Consider the following 16,110-nt stretch of genomic DNA (forward strand, 5'->3'; position numbering starts at 1 on the left):
GCGCCGCCGCCCGTGCGGGCGGCCCGCCGTTCAGCGGCCGGGCCGGCCCGTGCCGTTGACGCTGCCGCCGAGCAGGGCGTTGATGGTCCGGCTGTCCGCGACGCCGGTGACCGGGAGCTGTACCTGCCGCTGGTACTGCTCCACCTTGGCCCGCATCTTCGCGTCGTACGGCGTCGCGGCGGCGTTGCGCCCGCCGGAGGTGAAGTAGTCGACGCCGAGCCGGGCGAATGCCCGGTCGGCCTGGAGGTCGGCGTCGGAGATGGTGGCCTGGCCCGCCCACCGGAGGGCGGCGTCCAGCTGGGTTACTTCGAAGTTGCGTGATCCGGAGGTCAGTCGGCCCGCGGTGACGCCCTGCATCCACAGGGAGGCGAGGGTGGCGCGGCCCAGCGTGCCGAGCGGCTTGTCCGTGGCCGTGAGGGCGCGGGTGGTCTTGCCGTCGGCCATCACGGCCTGCTGGTAGCAGATCAGCGAGGCCTCGGTGGCCGCGTCGATGACGCCTTCCCGCCACTGGCCCTTCAGGGTGCACGGGTTGCCGCTGCCGAGGGCGGCGAGCCGGCGCTGTGCGTAGTGCACGACGACGTCGGGCTGGTATCCGGCCCGCCAGGGCGGACCCTGGGGTGCGACCGCCCCGCCCTGGTTCCCGGCCGCGGGCGGCGGGGCGGCTCCCCCTTCTCCTCCGCCTCCGCCCCCGCCCCCGCCGCCGGAGCCCGCGGCGGCGCCGGAGCCGCCCCCGGGGAGGCCGGCTGCCGGGTCTCCGCCTCCCGGGGCTCCGCCGCCGGGGAGGGCTCCCGGCTCGGCGGGCGGCGGCGGGGCCGGCGGGAGGGGGCCCTGGCTGCCGAGCGCGCCGGGCAGCGGGGCCCCCGCCTCGGCCTTCTTCTCCCCGGCCGCGGAGGCGACCTTCGGCGAGAACCCGAGCCACAGCACGGCGAACGCGACGGCGGCCGCGGCCAGCAGCCCGCCGACGGCGACGAGCCAGGCGGGCAGCACCGGCCGCTGCTCGAACTCCCCGCTCAGCTCCAGGGCCGCCGCGTCGCCGGAGCGCCGTACGGAGACGGTCATGCGGTGGGTCTCGGGCGCGCCCGTCCACCGGGTCGCCTGGGGGGTGGCCTCCAGTTCGACGAACGCCGCACGGCCCGGCGCCACTTGGACGCTGCCCGGGCGGACGCCGAACGACAGCCGGCCTGACTCGTCGCGGGCGCCGACGGACGCGGTCAGCGGGGTGTTGCCGAGGTTGTCGACGGCGACGGCGGCCCGGCCGCGGAACCGGGCGGCGGTGCGGGGCGGCACCAGTTCGGCACGGACCTCGGTGAACGGGGCGACCGTGACCCGGCCTTCCAGGACGTCCCGCACGGCGGGGTTCTCGCGCGGCTCGACCCGCACCCCGTAGGCCGCGGGCCCGGCCGGGGCACCGGGGGTGCGCGGCGGCGCGAAGGAGATCTCCGCGGACCCTTCACTGCCCGGGTAGAGGCGCAGCGTGTCGGGCTCGATACGGCTCCAGCCGGCCGGGTCGCCCACGATCGAGAGCCGGTATTCCTCCACCGTGTCGCCGGTGTTGCGCACCCGGAGCCGGGCGGTCGCCCTGCTGCCGGGGTCGACGGCCACGGCAACCGGATCGAGAGTGGTCCACATCGTCATGCGGGAAGGCTAGGGGCGCGGGGGCGCCGTCCCCTGCCCGTACGTCCCCTCCCGCGGGCACTCCTGCCTGTCCGCCCGGCACCCCTGTACGGCCGGACCCCGTGCGGGCGGTCAGGCGGTCCGGCGGTCGGCCGGTCAGGCGGCGGTGAGGCGGTGGCGGGCGTAGGCGCGGACCAGGGGGTGGTAGCGGTAGCGGCCGCTGGCCGCGGGCCGCAGCAGTCCCGCGTCGACGATCGCCTCGATCAGGTCGGCGGCCTCGGGTACGGCGGCTCCGGCGGCTGCTGCGGGCGCGGCGCCGGACGGCTCGCCGCCGTTCAGGAGCGCGGCCGCGGCGGCGGGCCCGAACCCGTCGGGGGCGGCGGCCGTCGCGCGCAGCATGTGCAGGGCCGCGGGGGCGAGCGTCGCGCAGCGGCGCCGGAAGGCGTCCTCGACGGACCGGCCGCCGGCCCGGAGCCGGGCGGTGAGGCCGCCGCCGTCGGGGGAGGCGAGGGCGGCCGCCGTCAGGGCGGGTTCATGCCGCAGCCGGGTCCCTGCGAGGTGGAGGGCGAGCGGCAGCCCGGCGCACTGGCGGACGAGGTCCAGGACGGCGTCCGGCTCCGCGCGCACCCTCTGCTCGCCCGCGGCCGCGCCGAGGAGCAGGAGCGCCGCGTCGTCGTCGAGTTCGGGGACGTCGACGAGCCGGGCGCCGGGGACGACGAGGCCGCGACCGGGCGCGGTGACGAGGGCCGCGCATCCCCGGGCGGCGGGCAGCAGGGGCAGCAGGCCGGCGGTGTCGCGGGCGTCGTCGAGGAGGACGAGGACGCGCCGGCCGTCGAGGAGGGAGCGGTAGAGCGCCGCGCGCGCCTCGATGCCGTCGGGCAGGGCCTGCGCGGGCACACCGAGCGCGCCCAGCAGGCCGGCGAGGGCGCGGGCGCTGCCGGCGCCGAGGTCGGCGCGGAGCACCCCGTCCGGGAAGCGGGGCCCGGACAGGGCGGCCGCCCGGTCTGCGAGGGCCGTCTTCCCGATGCCGGGCATGCCGGTGAGTACGGCGACGGGGACACCGGAACCGGTGCCCGCCAGCACCTCGTCGAGCAGGGCGAGTTCCGAGGACCGGCCGGCGAGGCACCGGCCCGCCGGGCCGGTCCCGGCGGGCGCAGGGCGAGGCGCTTCCCGCGGCGCGGGCGCCGGCGGCGGGGCCGCGGGTGCGGCGCGGGCGGTGAGGCGGCGGTGGAGGGCGGTCAGCTCGGGGCCGGGCCCGGTGCCGAGTTCGCGGGCGAGGGTGTCGCAGGTGGACCCGTACACGGCGAGCGCCTCGCGCGAGCGGCCCGCCCGGTGCAGGGCGAGCATGAGGAGTGCCTGGGCGCGTTCCCGCAGGGGGTGTTCGGCGGCGAAGGCGCGCAGGTCGGCGACGGCCGCGGTGTCCCGGTCCAGGCCGAGTTCCAGCGCGCCGTGGAAGTGGTCCTCCCGGGCGGTCAGCCACATCTCGGTGAGCCGGTCGCGCTGGGTCTCGGCGTACGGGCCGGGCAGTCCGGCGAGCGGGGTGCCCGCCCACAGCCCGAGCGCCTCGCCGAGCGTGCGGTACGCGTCCCCGGTCGCGCCGGCGGTGCGCAGCCGGGCGGCCTCCGCGATGCCGCGCTCGAACTCGGCGATGTCGAGGAACGGGTCGCGCAGGCGGAGCGCGTATCCGTCGGAGGCGGACACGAGCAGGCGGGCGGGGGCGCGGGAGGGCCGTTCGGGCTCGAAGAGGGTGCGGAGCCGGGACACGTACGTGCGGAGGGTGCCGACGGCGCGCGGCGGCGGCCGCTCGCCCCACAGTGCCCCGAGGAGGTCGGCCATGGGGGCGGGGCGGCCGCGGCGGAGGAGGAGCACGGCCAGCAGGGCCCGCTGCTGGTTGGGGCCGAGGCCGAGCGGGGTCCCGTCGGGGGCGTGCGCGGTCATCGGGCCGAGCATCCTGAAGCGGAGCCCCGGCACGCCCCCGCCTCGGCCCCCGCCTCCGCTGCTGCCGTCCGTGCCGCCGTACGCCCCCACGAATCGCCCCTCTTCTCCTGGACCGCCGCGTTCCCCCGAAGGGGAACGTTACTGCGGGTTCGGGCGCGGCCGGTGTCCGGGCGGGAAGGCGGGGCTGCCCCCGACGCGGTCCGGACGGTCCTCCCGCGCGGGTGCCCCGGTCGGCGATGGTCGGTCCGACCAGCGGATACGGCCGCGCCGCGGGCGGTACGCCGTCCCGGCCCGCCGCCCGATCAGCAGCGAGGAGCAGCTTCCCGTGCCGAACTACCTCTCCCCCGGCGTGTACGTCGAGGAAGTCGCCAGCGGTTCCCGGCCCATCGAGGGGGCGGGCACGTCCGTCGCGGCGTTCGTCGGGCTCGCTCCGTGCGGACCGCTGAACGACCCGACCCTGGTGACGAACTGGTCCCAGTACGTGGCCGAGTTCGGCGACTTCACGGACGGCTGCCACCTGGCGCACGCCGTGTACGGGTTCTTCGACAACGGCGGCACGGCCGCGTACGTGGTGCGGGTCGGCGGCGGCGCCGACCCGGCGGCCGCGGTCCCCGCACCGTCCAGGGTCGCGGCCGCGGCGGTCGGCGGTGCGGCGGCGGTGCCGGAGGAGGGCGCGGCCGGCGAGGCCGCCGTCCTCGGGTCGTTCAAGGTGGCCGCCCTGGCGGCGGCGCCGTCCGGCGCCGGCCCGCTCACCGTCGAGGTGCAGGACGCCGACGGCGGCGAGGGCTCCTCGGGCGGCGCCGGCGGCGCGGACCGGTTCAGGCTGCTGGTCAAGGACGGGGACGCGGTCGTCGAGGAGTTCGACGTCAGCGCCCGCAAGTCCGCGCGGAACTACGTGGTCGCGCAGGTCCGCCAGCGGTCCAGGACCATCACGGTGGAGGAGGCCGTGCCGGGGACCGCCGCCGCGCGACCGGAGGCGCAGTCGCTGACGCTGGCGCCGCCGCCCGCAGCCGCGCCCGCGGCCGTGCCGGCCGCCGCACAGGTGCCGGCCGCCGCCGGGTCGGGCCTGGACTCGGGCCGGTTCCTCGGCGACGCGGCGGACCGCACCGGCTTCGGCGGCCTGGAAGCCCTCGACGAGATCACCATGGTCGCCGCGCCCGACCTGATGGCCGCGTACCGGCGGGGCCTGCTGGACCTCGAACAGGTCAAGGCGGTCCAGCTCGGCATGGTCGCGCACTGCGAGCTGATGGGCGACCGGATGGCGCTGCTCGACCCGCCGCCCGGCCTGAACGCGCGGGACGTCCGGAAGTGGCGTATGGAGACGGCCGGATACGACTCCCGGTACGCGGCCCTCTACTACCCGTGGATCAAAGTCTTCGACCCGTCCACCGGCCAGGCCGAAGTGGTCCCGCCGTCCGGGCACATGGCCGGCGTGTGGGCCCGCAACGACGCCGAGCGCGGCGTCCACAAGGCCCCTGCCAACGAGATCGTGCGCGGCGCCGTCGACCTGGAGCTCCAGATCACCCGCGGCGAGCAGGACCTCCTCAACCCGGTCGGCGTGAACTGCATCCGCGCCTTCCCGGGCCGCGGCATCCGCGTGTGGGGGGCGCGCACGCTGGCCTCGGACCCGGCGTGGCGCTACCTGAACGTGCGGCGCTACTTCAACTACCTGGAGGAGTCGATCCTCGTCGGCACCCAGTGGGTGGTGTTCGAGCCGAACGACCGGGCGCTGTGGGCGCGGATCCGGCGCAACATCTCGGCGTTCCTCGTCAACGAATGGCGGACGGGAGCGCTGTTCGGCCAGCGGCCCGAGGACGCGTTCTACGTGAAGTGCGACGAGGAGACCAACCCGCCGGAGTCGGTCGACCTGGGACGGGTCGTCTGCGAGATCGGCATCGCGCCGGTCAAGCCGGCCGAGTTCGTGGTGTTCCGCCTGGCGCAGTTCTCCGGAGGGGGCGGGGAGCTGGAGGAGTGACCGCCGCCGCCCCCGCAGCCCCACCCCTGACCCGATTCGTACAAGGAGCAGCCCCCCATGTCCCTTCAGCCCGGTGACGCGCTCACCTCGCACAATTTCGGCCTCCAGATCGACGGCGTGATGGTCGAGTTCCTCCAGGAGGTCAGCAGCCTGTCCATGGAGCAGGACGTCATCGAGTACCAGCAGGTCTCCGCGGACGGCAAGCCCGTCACCAAGAAGCTCCCCGGCGTGCAGAAGGCCGGCCAGTGCCAGGTGACCCGCGGTGCGACGCAGTCCATGGCGTTCACCGAGTGGATCAAGTCGTCGATCTCCGGCGACATGGGCTCGGCCCGCAAGAACGCGACGATCATCATGATGGACTACCAGGAGAACCCGGTCCGCCGGTACAACCTGCGCAACGCGTGGTGCTCGAAGGTGGAGGTCAGCTCGGTGAAGGCGGGTGCCGCCTCGGCGCTCACCGAGCAGGTCACCATCACCTTCGAAGAGCTGGTCATCGAGTAATGCGGCGCCAGGGACCGGGTCTCGCGGTGCAGAGCGCCCCGCCGCCGGCGGCACCGGCCGGGGGCGGCGGCCCCGCCGGCGTACGCGAACCGCTGCGCACGGAGTTCGAGTTCGAGCTGCCGCGCGGCTACGTCGACGAGTCGGGGACGGTGCACCGCACCGGTGCCATGCGGCTGGCGACGGCCCGCGATGAGCTCCTGCCGCTGCGGGACGTCCGGGTCCGCGAGAACCCGGCGTACCTGTCGGTGGTCCTGCTCGGCAGGGTGATCACCCGGCTGGGCACGCTGGCGGTGGTCCACGACGGGACGGTGGAGAACATGTTCGCCTCCGACCTGGCCTTCCTCCAGGACTTCTACCGGCGGATCAACGCCGAGGGCCACACGCGGGCCGCGGTCTCCTGCCCGCACTGCGAGGGGGCGTTCGAGGTCGAGCTGGCCGGGAGCCGCCTGGGGGAATCGTGACGTACGCGGCCGACGTGCTCCAGGAGGAGGCCGCGTACCTCGCCTACCACCTCCACTGGGACCTGGATTCGATCCTCGACCTGGAGCACCCGGACCGGCAGGCGTACGTGAGGCGGGCGGCGGATCTGGTGCAGGAGTCGGCGCCGTGAGCGGACGGGCCGGGGCAGCGGGCTGAACGGACGGACGGGAAAGGGAAGGGAGCCGAGGAGGATGGGCCTGTTCACGCGGCTCCGGCGCGGCCGCCGGGCGGACGCGGTGCCGGCGGCGGCCGGCGCGGCGGTGCCGGCGGCTGCGCCCGCGGGCGGCTGGGCCGCGGTGCGGCCGGTCCAGCGGGTGCTGGGCGCGCCGCGGCTGACCGCCGAGCGGGAGTTCGCCTCGTCCCTGGCGACCCGGCAGCCGCTGCTGTTCACGGGCGGCCTGGGCCACGAGGTGTCTCCGGCGGCCCCGTCGGGCCTCGTCCGCGACGCCCTCACCCCGGCCCCCGCATCCGCCCCCGACCCGGCACGCCCTCCGGCGCCTGTCCTCCGCCCGGCGGGGCTGCACGGGCCCGCAGTTCCTGCCCGGCCCCCGGCTCTCCCGCACCCTGATGCCCCGCACACCCGCACGCCGGTGCAGCGGTCGACGGCGGCGCCCGGCCCCGGCACGTCCGCAGCGGACGCCGCGCCGGCAGCCGCGCCGGCGTCCGGCGCACGCCCCACCCCTTCCGCAGCACCCGCTGCCGCGACCGGCCGCCACACGGCCGCGTCAGCCGCCGCACCCCCGCAGCACTCCCCCGCACCGGAAGAACAGACCGCCCCGAGCCGCGAACCGGCAGCCCCGACGGCCGCCCAGCTCCAGCGCTCCACAGAAGCCCCGGGCGTCCAACCCGCAGCACCGGCCCGGCCCCCGGTCGGGCAGACCGTGCCTGCACCGCTCCAGCGGTCCGCGGACGGGCCGGCGGTGTCGGCCCCCCGGCGCACCCCCTCGGTCACACGCGCTGCCGCTTCGGGGCACGGATCCGTGGCACCGGTGCCGCCCGCCTCCGGCATCCCGGTGCCCGCGCCGGGCGTACCCCTCCAGCGGACCACGGCCCACGGGTTGGCCCAGGACTCCGCGCGCACGAACCCCTCCGGGACGACGCCCACCGCCCCGGGCCCCGAGTCCGCAGCACCGGCCCGGCCTGCGGCCGGCGACCCGGCGCCCGCGTCGGCCGTACCGCTGCGGCAGTCCACGAGCGGGCCGAAGGCTCCGAACGCCCCGCGCACGGCCGCCTTCGGCAGGCCGCCCGCCGGCTCCGGCCTCGGAGCCCCGACCGCACCCGGTGCCCGCCCCCCGGCGCCCGTGCCGGACCCGGCGTTGCAGCGGGCCACGACCGCGCCGGGAGGGCCGCCGGCGGCCGGCAACACGACGCCTGCACCGCTCCGGGGGTCCGCGGACGAGTTGGCGGCACCGCGCGCCCCGCGCACGGCCCCGTCCGGCGCGGGGCGCGGCACCACGGCTCCGGGTCCGCCCGCGGCCGGCCGGCCGGAGGCTGCGCCGGACGCAGCGCCGCAACGGTCCGCCGCCGAGGGGGCGTCGGCCGCACCGCGTGCGGGTTCCGCGGCCGCGGAACCCGCGAGCCTGCGCCCGGCGGTCACGCCGGTGCAGCGGTCCGCGACCGCGCAGGAGGGGCCGGCCCCCGCGGCAGGGGCCGCTGCCCGGGACGGCCTGGGCTCTGCGGCTCCCGTCGGGCCGGCGGTCGCGCCGGTGCAGCGGGCCGTCCCGCCCGGATCCGCCGTGCCCGTGCGTCCGGCTGCCGGATCTGTTCAGGCCGCCGCCGGCGCGACAGCCGGCCCGGCTCACGCCTCCGCAGGCGGGTCCGCGCAGCGCGCCGTCGCAGCCGCGCGCCCTGAACCGGCAGACGGGGACCTCCGGTCGCGGACGGGCTCGGACCCTGCGGGCGGCGGCCGGCATGCCGGGACGCCGGCCGTCGGCCTGCCTGCGACGCAGCGGCGCGCGGCCGACTTCCCGGCCGCCATGGCCCAGGGCGACGCATCAGGACCCGCATTCCGGCCGACTGCCCCGCTCCAGAGCCCGGCGGCACCGCCTGCCGTGGCGCCGCCCACCGCCAGGGAAGCGGTGTCCGGAGCCGCCATCGGTGCGCCGACACCGGCAACCCCCGCGACCGGTGCGCCCGTCCAGCGACGCGCGAGCGACGCCGCGGCGGCCCCGGTGCCTCCCGGAGGTGCTCCGGTACCCCGGGACGGCGCCGGGTCGCGGCCGACCGCCCCGCTTCAGGGCCCCGCCGCGCCCTCTACCGCCGCGGAGGCGGCGGCCGGTGCTCCGGCACCGGCGGGCGGCGCGCCCGGCCGGCGGCGCGCGGGCAGCCTGCCCGTCGTGCGGGCCGGGGTGTCGGCGGGGGGTGGGGCTGCCCTGCCCGTCGCGCGGAGCGAGGCCGGCACGGGGCGCGGAGGGCTGCTGTCCGCACCGCGGCCTGCGGTGCCGTCGCGGACGGTGTGGCCCGTCGGGGCCGAACCTCCCGCCGCGGCGGGCTCCGCCTCCCCAGGCCACGTCTCCGGCGCGGCCGTTCCTCCCGCTCGGGGAGGCACCGTCTCCCCCGTACCCGCCATGTCCCCCGTGGCGGGTACGGGGGGCCGCCGCCCGGTCGTCAGGCGTGTGCAGCGTGCCGCAGCGGACGGTGTGCGGCGGCCGCTGATCGGCGCGCCGATCAGCCCCTCCGCAACGCCTCCCGCGACACCTCCGGCAGCGCGCGCGGCGGCGTCCGGCGCGGCTCCTGCCTCGGCCTCGACCGCCGCACCGGCCACCGCGGCCGGTTCCGCTCTCCCGCCCGCCGGTGTGTCCGGGGCCGTCGGCGTACCGAGCGCACCGCCCGCGCCGTTGCCCTCCGTGCGGGTGGCCGGGCCGCGAGCGGCCGTCGCCGCCACGCCGCTGCCGCTGGCGTCCGGGCGGCCCCTCGTTCCGGCCGGGCCGGGCATCGGGGGGCGGGCCGTGGTGCCCGGCGGGGCCGGGCCCGCGGTGCTGCGGCGGCCCGCCGCAACACCGGACGGGGCGCCCGCGGTGCCGGTGGCGTCCCTCGGCCCGCGCGGTGCGCGCGGCGGGGCCGCGCCCGCACCCGGTCCGGCGGCTTCCGCCACCCCACCGGCGGCCGCCGCTGCACCCCGATCCGCGCCGCCCCCCGTACAGCGGGCGGTGCCGGCCGGACCACCGCCGGGCCCGGCCCCGGCCCCCGGCCCAGCCCCAGCCCGCGGCCCGGCTCCCGTGGCCACGGCCCCGCCCGCACCGCCCGCGACGCACCACCCCGCGCCCCCGCCCGCCCCGCCCGCGGCTGCCGCACCGCCGGCCGGTCCGGCGGCCGCGCCGCAGGTGGAGCTTGATGCGCTCGCTCGCCACCTGGTCGCCCCGATCTCCCGGCTGCTGCGCGCCGAACTCCGCGGTGACCGCGAACGGTTGGGCCGCCTCCGCGACCGTTGACCCCAGGCCGCCGCCGGCCCCGACCGCCCGACCGCCCGCCCACCCATCCGCCCGCCCGCCCGACAGCAGACAGAGAGCCCCCATGCCGCCCACGCCCCCCGACGCCGGATCCACGGTCTTCTTCAGACTCACCATCGACGGCCTGAACCTCGGCCTGTTCAACGGCTGCGACGGGCTGTCCTCCCAGGTCGAGATCGAGCAGCACCAAGAGGGCGGCAACAACGGCTTCGTCTGGCAGCTGCCCACCCGCGTCGTCTTCCCCACCATCCGCCTCACCCGCCCCCTCACCGCGGAGACGGCCCGCGTCGCCGCCTGGATCTCCTCCATCTCCACCGGCATCACCCGCCCCACCGCGCAGATCGCCGCCCTGCGCGCCGACGGCTCGGTCGTCGCCCAGTGGGGTCTGGTCGAGGTGCTCCCCGTCAGCTGGACGGGGCCGACGCTCGACGCGTCGCGCCCGGCCGTCGCGACGGAGACGCTGGAGATCGCCCACCACGGTTTCACCGACGCGGGGGGTGTCTGAGGTGGCGGCGCCCACCGGCGGCCGGGCCGCCGCCGGGCTGGCGCGGGCCTCGCTCGCCGTCCGCCAGCCGCCCGCCCGCCTCGGCGGCAGCCCGGGCGGGCTGATCGGCCAGGCCGACTTCCACTTCAACCCGCGCCAGCTCCAGCTGTCCCGCTCCGCGCACTGGCGTACGGAGCCGGCGGTCGCCTACACCCGGGGCGCGCCGCCGAAGTTCACCGGGGTCGAGCCGGCGCAGCTGCGCGTCGACCTGTTCCTGGACGCCTCCGGCACGCCCGGCGCGGACACGGTCCGCAGGCAGGTCGAGCTGCTGCTGTCGTGCTGCGAGGTGACGGAGCAGAGCGCCGCCTCGCAGGCGCCGTCCCCGCCGTGGGTGACGTTCTCGTGGGGTTCCTTCAGCACCGTCCAGTTCACGGCGTGCGTGACGCAGGCCAGCGCCACCTACACGCTGTTCAGCCCGAACGGGACCCCTCTGCGGGCGACGTGCTCGCTGTCGCTCACCGAGATCCCGCAGGCGGTGAAGCGCCAGAACCCGACCTCGGGTGCGCTGTCCGCCCGCCGCGTCCACCGCACCGTCGCCGGGGACACCCTGGCGTCGGTGGCGTGGCGCGAGTACGGCGACCCGACCGCCTGGCGGGTGATCGCCGAGGCCAACGGCGTCGACGACCCGATGCGGCTGAGGCCCGGCACCGAACTGCTGCTGCCCGCCGGATCGGAGCGCACCGCATGAGCGAGAACACGTACACCACCCTCCTGCACGTCCGGTTGGGCGGTGCAGTGCTGCCCGACCCGCTCGCCGCGCTCCTCACGGAGGGCTGGGTCGACGCAAGCGTGAACGTCCCCTCCGCCTTCCAGCTCGTCTTCACCGACGGCGACAGCTCCCTCACACAGCTGTACCCGCAGCTGGCGGTCGGCTCGAAGGCGGTGATCAGCCCGTTCGCCGACGGTGTCCGCGGCACGCCGCTGATCACCGGCGAGGTCACGGCCGTCGAGGTCGACACCGAGCCGGGTGCAGGCCGCCGGCTGGTGCTCCGCGGCTACGACCCGGGGCACCGGCTGCTGCGCAACCGGCGGGTCGCCGGCTACCCGCAGATGACGGCGTCGGACATCGTGCGCCGGATCGCCGCACAGTGCGGGCTGGCCCTCGGGCGGGTCGACGCCACCCCGACCGTGTACGAGCTGGCGACGCAGCCCAACATCACGGACTGGGACTACCTGTCGCGCCTCGCGGCGGAGAACGACGTCCGGCTGTCCTTCGACCCGGACGGCCGGCTGGAGTTCGCGGCGCTGCGCCCCGCATCGGGTGCGCCGGCGGAGACCACGCCGGCGCTGCAGAGCCCGTACGTCCTGGAGTGGGGGCACAACGTCCTGCAGAGCCGTGTCGCGCTGACGTCCGCCGGGCAGGTGGACCGGGTGACGGTCCGCGGCTGGGACATGCTCGCGAAGCGGCCGCTGGCAGCGCCGGCGCCCGCCGGGAGCAGCCCGGACGTGCTGGCCGACCTGTCGGCGGAGCAGCTCGCCGCGCCGTTCGGGCGGGCCGAGCTGAACGCGACGCGCACCCCGTACACGGCCGCGTCGGAGGTGGCGCACGCGGCGCGGGCCCTCGCGGACGACGTGGCGGGCTCGTTCGCGGAGCTGGAGGTGGCGGTGACCGGCAATCCGGGGCTGCTGCCGGGGCGGCCGGTCGCGGTGAAGGGTGCCGGGTTCCCGTTCGAGGGGAAGTACACGGCGACCGGTGTCCGGCACGTGTTCGCGTCGGGCCGCCCGTACGTCACCTGGCTGACCGTGTCGGGGCGGCAGTTCCGGTCCCTGTACGGGCTCGCCTCGGGCGGCGCGGGCGGCGGCGACGGGGGGTCCGGCGGGGCGGCGGCCGCGCTGCCGGGGGTGGCGGTGGCGCTGGTGACGAACGTGAAGGACCCGCTGGGCCTGGGCCGGGTGCGGCTGCGCTTCCCCTGGCTGTCGGACACGTACGAGAGCGGCTGGTGCCGGGTCGCCCAGTTCGGCGGTACGGGCGGGGGCGGGCTGCTGCTGCCCGACGTCAACGACGAGGTGCTGTGCGCCTTCGACCGCGGCTCCCTGGAACACCCGTACGTCCTGGCCGGCCTGTACAACGGGGTGGACCGGGCGACGCCCGAACCCGACGGCATCGCCGTGGTCGACCCGACCGGCGGGAAGGTCAACTGGCGTTCCCTGACGGCCCGCAGCGGGCACACGGTGGAGCTGCTGGAACGCTCGGGCGCGGCCCGATCCGGCAGCGGCATCCGGCTGAGCACGGGCGACGGTGCGGTGACGGTGCGGTTGGACGAGGCCCGGACGGAGCTGACGGTCACGAGCGACGGCACGGTCACGATCCGGGGCGCCCGCGGGGTGGCGGTGGAGTCGGGCGGCGACCTGGCGCTGTCCGCGACGGGCGAGCTGAAGCTCAGCGGCGGGACGGGACTGGTGCTGGAGTCGGGGCGCGGCGTCGACGTGCGGGCCCGGGTCGGGGTGGACGTGCAGACGCCCGGCCGGGTCGGGATCCAGGCGCTCGGCAACGTCGGGATCACCGCGGCGACGGTCGCCCTCACGGGCGTGACGACCCGCAACGGCGTGCCCTTCTGAGGCCGCGCCCCCTTCGGCCACCCCTTCCCCCGATTTTCGGACCGTGAGGACGGACAACGTGAGCGAGCACTTCGTCGGCGCCGGGTGGGCGTTCCCGCTGCGGATCGACCCGGGCGGCGCGATCGCACTGGCCCGCCGCGACCGCGAGGTCGAGGAGGCCATGCGGCTCGTCCTGGCGACCGCGCCCGGAGAGCGCCCGATGCGGCCGGAGTTCGGGTGCGCGGTGCACGACCTGGTCTTCGCCCCGTCCAACGACGCGACGGCCGGCCGCATCCGGCACGAGGTGCGCGCCGCCCTGGACCGCTGGGAGCCGCGCATCGAGGTCCACGACGTGACGGTGGCCCCCGCCCCCGACGACCCGGCGGTGCTGCACATCGACGTCCGGTACGCCCTGCGCGGCACCAGCAACCCGCGCAGTCTCGTCTTCCCCTTCTACGTGATCCCGCCCGAGGGCCCCGAGACCGACGAAAGCGAACGACACTGATGGCCCTGCCCGCCCCCCGGCTCGACGACCGGCGCTTCCAGCAGTTCGTGGACGACGCCAAGCGGTTCATCCAGCAGCGGTGCCCCGAGTGGAGCGACCACAACGTCTCCGACCCGGGGGTCACCCTCGTCGAGGCGGTCGCGCACATGGCCGACCAGCTCGTCTACCGGCTGAACCGGGTCCCGGAGAAGAACCACCTGGCCTTCCTCGACCTGCTCGGCATGACGCTGTTCCCGCCGTCCGCGGCCCGCGCCCCGGTGACGTTCTGGCTGGCCGCGCCGCAGCCGGAGCCGGTGGTGCTGCCGGCCGGGACGGAGGTGGCGACGGGCCGTACGGAGACCGACGAGGCGGTGGTGTTCGCCACGGACCAGGACCTGGCCCTGGTCCCGTGCGAGCTGGCGCGGCTGCTCACCCAGGGTGCGGGCGAGGCGCCCGCCGACCGCACGGACGAGGTGGCGGCCGGCGCCGACGTGCCGGTGTTCGCGGCCGCCCCGCAGCCGGGCGACCTGCTGCTGTTCGGCCTGTCGGCGGCCGTGCCGGCCTGCGCGGCGGTGCTGCGCGTGGACAGCAGGGTCGACGGCGTCGGCGTGGACCCGCGGCAGCCGCCGCTGGTGTGGGAGGCGTGGACCCCGGACGGCTGGGCGCGCTGCGAGGTGTCGTCGGATTCGACGGGCGGCCTGAACCGGCCGGGCGAGGTCGTGCTGCACGTCCCGGCCGGGCACCGGGTGTCGCGGCTGGGCGGTCTGGAGGCGGGCTGGGTGCGGTGCCGGGTGACGGCGGCCCTGCCGGGGCAGCCGTTCTACACGTCGTCGCCGACGGTACGGGACGCGGCCGCGTTCACCATCGGCGGGACGGTCGGCGCCACACACGCGGAAGTGGTGCGTGGCGAGCCGCTCGGGGAGGCCGAGGGCGTACCGGGGCAGCGGGTGCGGCTGGCGCAGGTGCCGGTCGTCGGCGACGCAGTGGTGGAGGTGTCCGACGGGGAGGGCTGGCAGGCGTGGCGCTGCGTGCCCGACTTCGCGGCGTCCGGGCCCGCGGACCGGCACTTCACCCTCGACGCGACGACCGGCGAGATCGCCTTCGGCCCGGCTGTACGCGAACCCGACGGCTCGCTGCGGCAGTTCGGTGCGGTCCCCGCGAAGGGGGCGGCCCTGCGCGCGGCCCGGTACGCGGTGGGCGGCGGCCGCACGGGGAACGTGGCCCGCGGGGCGATCCAGGTGCTGCGCAGCTCCGTCCCGTACATCGCCCGCGTGGAGAACCGGGAGGCGGCCCGCGGCGGGGTGGACGGGGAGACGGTGGCGGAGGCGCGGGTGCGGGCGCCGATCGCGCTGCGCGCCCAGGAGCGGGCGGTGACGGCACGGGACTACGAGGAGCTGACCCGGCGGGCCGCGCCGGAGGCGGCCCGCATCCAGTGCCTGGCCGCCGGGTCGGACCCGGCGGACGGGGAGAACGCGGTCCGGGTCCTCGTCGTCCCGCAGGCGGTGACCGACCGGGGCGGGCGGCTGCGCTTCGAGCAGCTGGTGCCGGGGGAGGAGCTGCTGGCGCGGATCTCCGCGTTCCTCGACGAGCGGCGGCCGCTGGGCACCCGGCTGGCCGTCGGGCCGCCGTTCTACCAGGGCGTGACGGTGGTGGCGACGGTGCACTGCTACCGGGCCGCTGTCGCCGACCGGGTCCGCGAGGAGGCGCTGGACGCGCTGTACGCCTACCTCGACCCGCTGGCCGGCGGCGCCCTCGGCCGGGGCTGGCCGTTCGGCCGTTCGCTGCGCTCCGGCGAGGTGTTCGCGGCGCTGCAGCGGGTACCGGGCGTGGAGCTGGTCGACGAGGTCCTGCTGCATCCCGCGGACCCGCTGACGGGGCGGCGCGGTGACGCCACGGACCGGGTCGACCTGGGGCCGTCGGCGCTGCTCTTCCCGTTCGACCACCGGGTCCGCGTCATCGAGGCCCGGTGAGCGGCGCCGCGGCCGCGGACGGTGCCGGGCGGGCGCCGTCGGCCCGGGGCGCGGTGGAGGGCCTTGCGTCACCGCGCCCGCTGGGCGAGGCGCTGCCGGCCGTGTACGCGGACGACGACCTGGCCCAGCGGTTCGTGACCGGGCTGGACGCCATGCTCGCCCCGGTGTTCAACGTCCTGGACTGTCTGGAGGCGTACTTCGACCCGGCGCTCGCCCCCGCGGACTTCGTCGACTGGCTCGCCGACTGGGTCGGGGCCGAACTCTCCGGCACCGAGCCGCTGGAGGCGCGCCGTGCGGCGGTCGCCGCGGCCGCCGCCCTGCACCGGCTGCGGGGAACCCGGCGCGGCCTTGCGCAGGCGGTGCGGCAGTCGTTCGGGGTGTGGCCGCGGATCACCGAGAGCGGCGGGGCCGCCTGGTCCGCGAAGCCGCTCGGCCCGTTCCCGGGCTCGCCCCGGGCGGCCCTGCACGTCCGCCTGGCCCTGCCGGAGCCCGGGCCGGCCGACGTGCACCGGCTGCACGCGGTGGTGGCCGCGGCCCGGCCCGCGCACCTGCCGTTCACCGTGGAGGTGGCGGCCGCGCCCGGCCCGCCGCCCTCTGCGCCCCCTGCTGTCTGACCC

Annotated in this window: 12 protein-coding genes; 10 read left to right on the forward strand and 2 right to left on the reverse strand. The window is 77.6% G+C overall.

What is annotated here, in order from left to right:
• Nucleotides 1–30: 30 nt before the first annotated feature.
• Together C0216_RS17480 and C0216_RS17485 are read right to left on the reverse strand one after the other, a co-directional pair.
• Complete coding sequence (locus C0216_RS17480) at nt 31–1,635, reverse strand: peptidoglycan-binding domain-containing protein (RefSeq protein WP_114056183.1); 1,605 nt, start codon at nt 1,633–1,635, stop codon at nt 31–33.
• 135 nt (nt 1,636–1,770) lie between these two features.
• Nucleotides 1,771–3,552, reverse strand: coding sequence for an AfsR/SARP family transcriptional regulator (locus C0216_RS17485; protein WP_162793252.1), 1,782 nt, complete (start codon nt 3,550–3,552; stop codon nt 1,771–1,773).
• A 325-nt stretch (nt 3,553–3,877) separates the two neighbouring features.
• On the opposite strand from C0216_RS17485, the gene C0216_RS17490 reads away from it, so the two are divergent.
• From C0216_RS17490 to C0216_RS17530, 10 genes are all read left to right on the forward strand, one after another.
• Nucleotides 3,878–5,527: a phage tail sheath family protein gene (locus tag C0216_RS17490; RefSeq protein ID WP_114056185.1), complete on the forward strand. Its 1,650-nt coding sequence runs from the start codon at nt 3,878–3,880 to the stop codon at nt 5,525–5,527.
• 57 nt (nt 5,528–5,584) lie between these two features.
• Nucleotides 5,585–6,028, forward strand: coding sequence for a phage tail protein (locus C0216_RS17495; RefSeq protein WP_114056186.1), 444 nt, complete (start codon nt 5,585–5,587; stop codon nt 6,026–6,028).
• The gene (locus tag C0216_RS17500; RefSeq protein ID WP_114056187.1) at nt 6,028–6,489 is read left to right on the forward strand and encodes a hypothetical protein; all 462 of its coding nucleotides are present in this window, start codon (nt 6,028–6,030) and stop codon (nt 6,487–6,489) included. The genes C0216_RS17495 and C0216_RS17500 overlap by 1 nt, the downstream gene beginning before the upstream one ends.
• Nucleotides 6,486–6,638, forward strand: a complete 153-nt coding sequence (locus C0216_RS33900; protein WP_174250415.1) for a hypothetical protein — start codon at nt 6,486–6,488, stop codon at nt 6,636–6,638. The genes C0216_RS17500 and C0216_RS33900 overlap by 4 nt, the downstream gene beginning before the upstream one ends.
• Before the next feature lie 3,383 nt (nt 6,639–10,021).
• Entirely contained in the window at nt 10,022–10,462 is a 441-nt protein-coding gene (locus C0216_RS17505) for a phage tail protein (RefSeq protein WP_114056188.1), read from the forward strand.
• A gap of 1 nt (nt 10,463) precedes the next feature.
• Complete coding sequence (locus C0216_RS17510; protein ID WP_114056189.1) at nt 10,464–11,189, forward strand: LysM peptidoglycan-binding domain-containing protein; 726 nt, start codon at nt 10,464–10,466, stop codon at nt 11,187–11,189.
• Nucleotides 11,186–13,060: a VgrG-related protein gene (locus C0216_RS17515; RefSeq protein WP_114056190.1), complete on the forward strand. Its 1,875-nt coding sequence runs from the start codon at nt 11,186–11,188 to the stop codon at nt 13,058–13,060. The genes C0216_RS17510 and C0216_RS17515 overlap by 4 nt, the downstream gene beginning before the upstream one ends.
• 58 nt (nt 13,061–13,118) lie before the next feature.
• Complete coding sequence (locus C0216_RS17520) at nt 13,119–13,544, forward strand: GPW/gp25 family protein (RefSeq protein ID WP_114056191.1); 426 nt, start codon at nt 13,119–13,121, stop codon at nt 13,542–13,544.
• A complete protein-coding gene (locus C0216_RS17525; protein WP_114056192.1) occupies nt 13,544–15,493 on the forward strand; it encodes a putative baseplate assembly protein in 1,950 nt (649 codons plus the stop codon). The genes C0216_RS17520 and C0216_RS17525 overlap by 1 nt, the downstream gene beginning before the upstream one ends.
• Nucleotides 15,490–16,107 carry a phage tail protein gene (locus C0216_RS17530; protein ID WP_246042596.1) on the forward strand — a complete coding sequence of 206 codons (618 nt, stop codon included), beginning with the start codon at nt 15,490–15,492 and terminating at the stop codon, nt 16,105–16,107. Before C0216_RS17525 ends, C0216_RS17530 begins: the two co-directional genes overlap by 4 nt.
• Nucleotides 16,108–16,110 lie beyond the last annotated feature (3 nt).

Source organism: Streptomyces globosus (assembly GCF_003325375.1).
Lineage (GTDB): Bacteria > Actinomycetota > Actinomycetes > Streptomycetales > Streptomycetaceae > Streptomyces > Streptomyces globosus_A.

Excerpts from the sequence above, each read along its gene's own strand:
- C0216_RS17525 (WP_114056192.1), top strand. The coding sequence starts at position 13,544 with ATGGCCCTGCCCGCCCCCCGGCTCGACGACCGGCGCTTCCAGCAGTTC.
- C0216_RS17500 (WP_114056187.1), top strand. The coding sequence starts at position 6,028 with ATGCGGCGCCAGGGACCGGGTCTCGCGGTGCAGAGCGCCCCGCCGCCG.
- C0216_RS17515 (WP_114056190.1), top strand. The coding sequence starts at position 11,186 with ATGAGCGAGAACACGTACACCACCCTCCTGCACGTCCGGTTGGGCGGT.
- C0216_RS17485 (WP_162793252.1), bottom strand. The coding sequence starts at position 3,552 with ATGACCGCGCACGCCCCCGACGGGACCCCGCTCGGCCTCGGCCCCAAC.
- C0216_RS17495 (WP_114056186.1), top strand. The coding sequence starts at position 5,585 with ATGTCCCTTCAGCCCGGTGACGCGCTCACCTCGCACAATTTCGGCCTC.
- C0216_RS17480 (WP_114056183.1), bottom strand. The coding sequence starts at position 1,635 with ATGACGATGTGGACCACTCTCGATCCGGTTGCCGTGGCCGTCGACCCC.
- C0216_RS17505 (WP_114056188.1), top strand. The coding sequence starts at position 10,022 with ATGCCGCCCACGCCCCCCGACGCCGGATCCACGGTCTTCTTCAGACTC.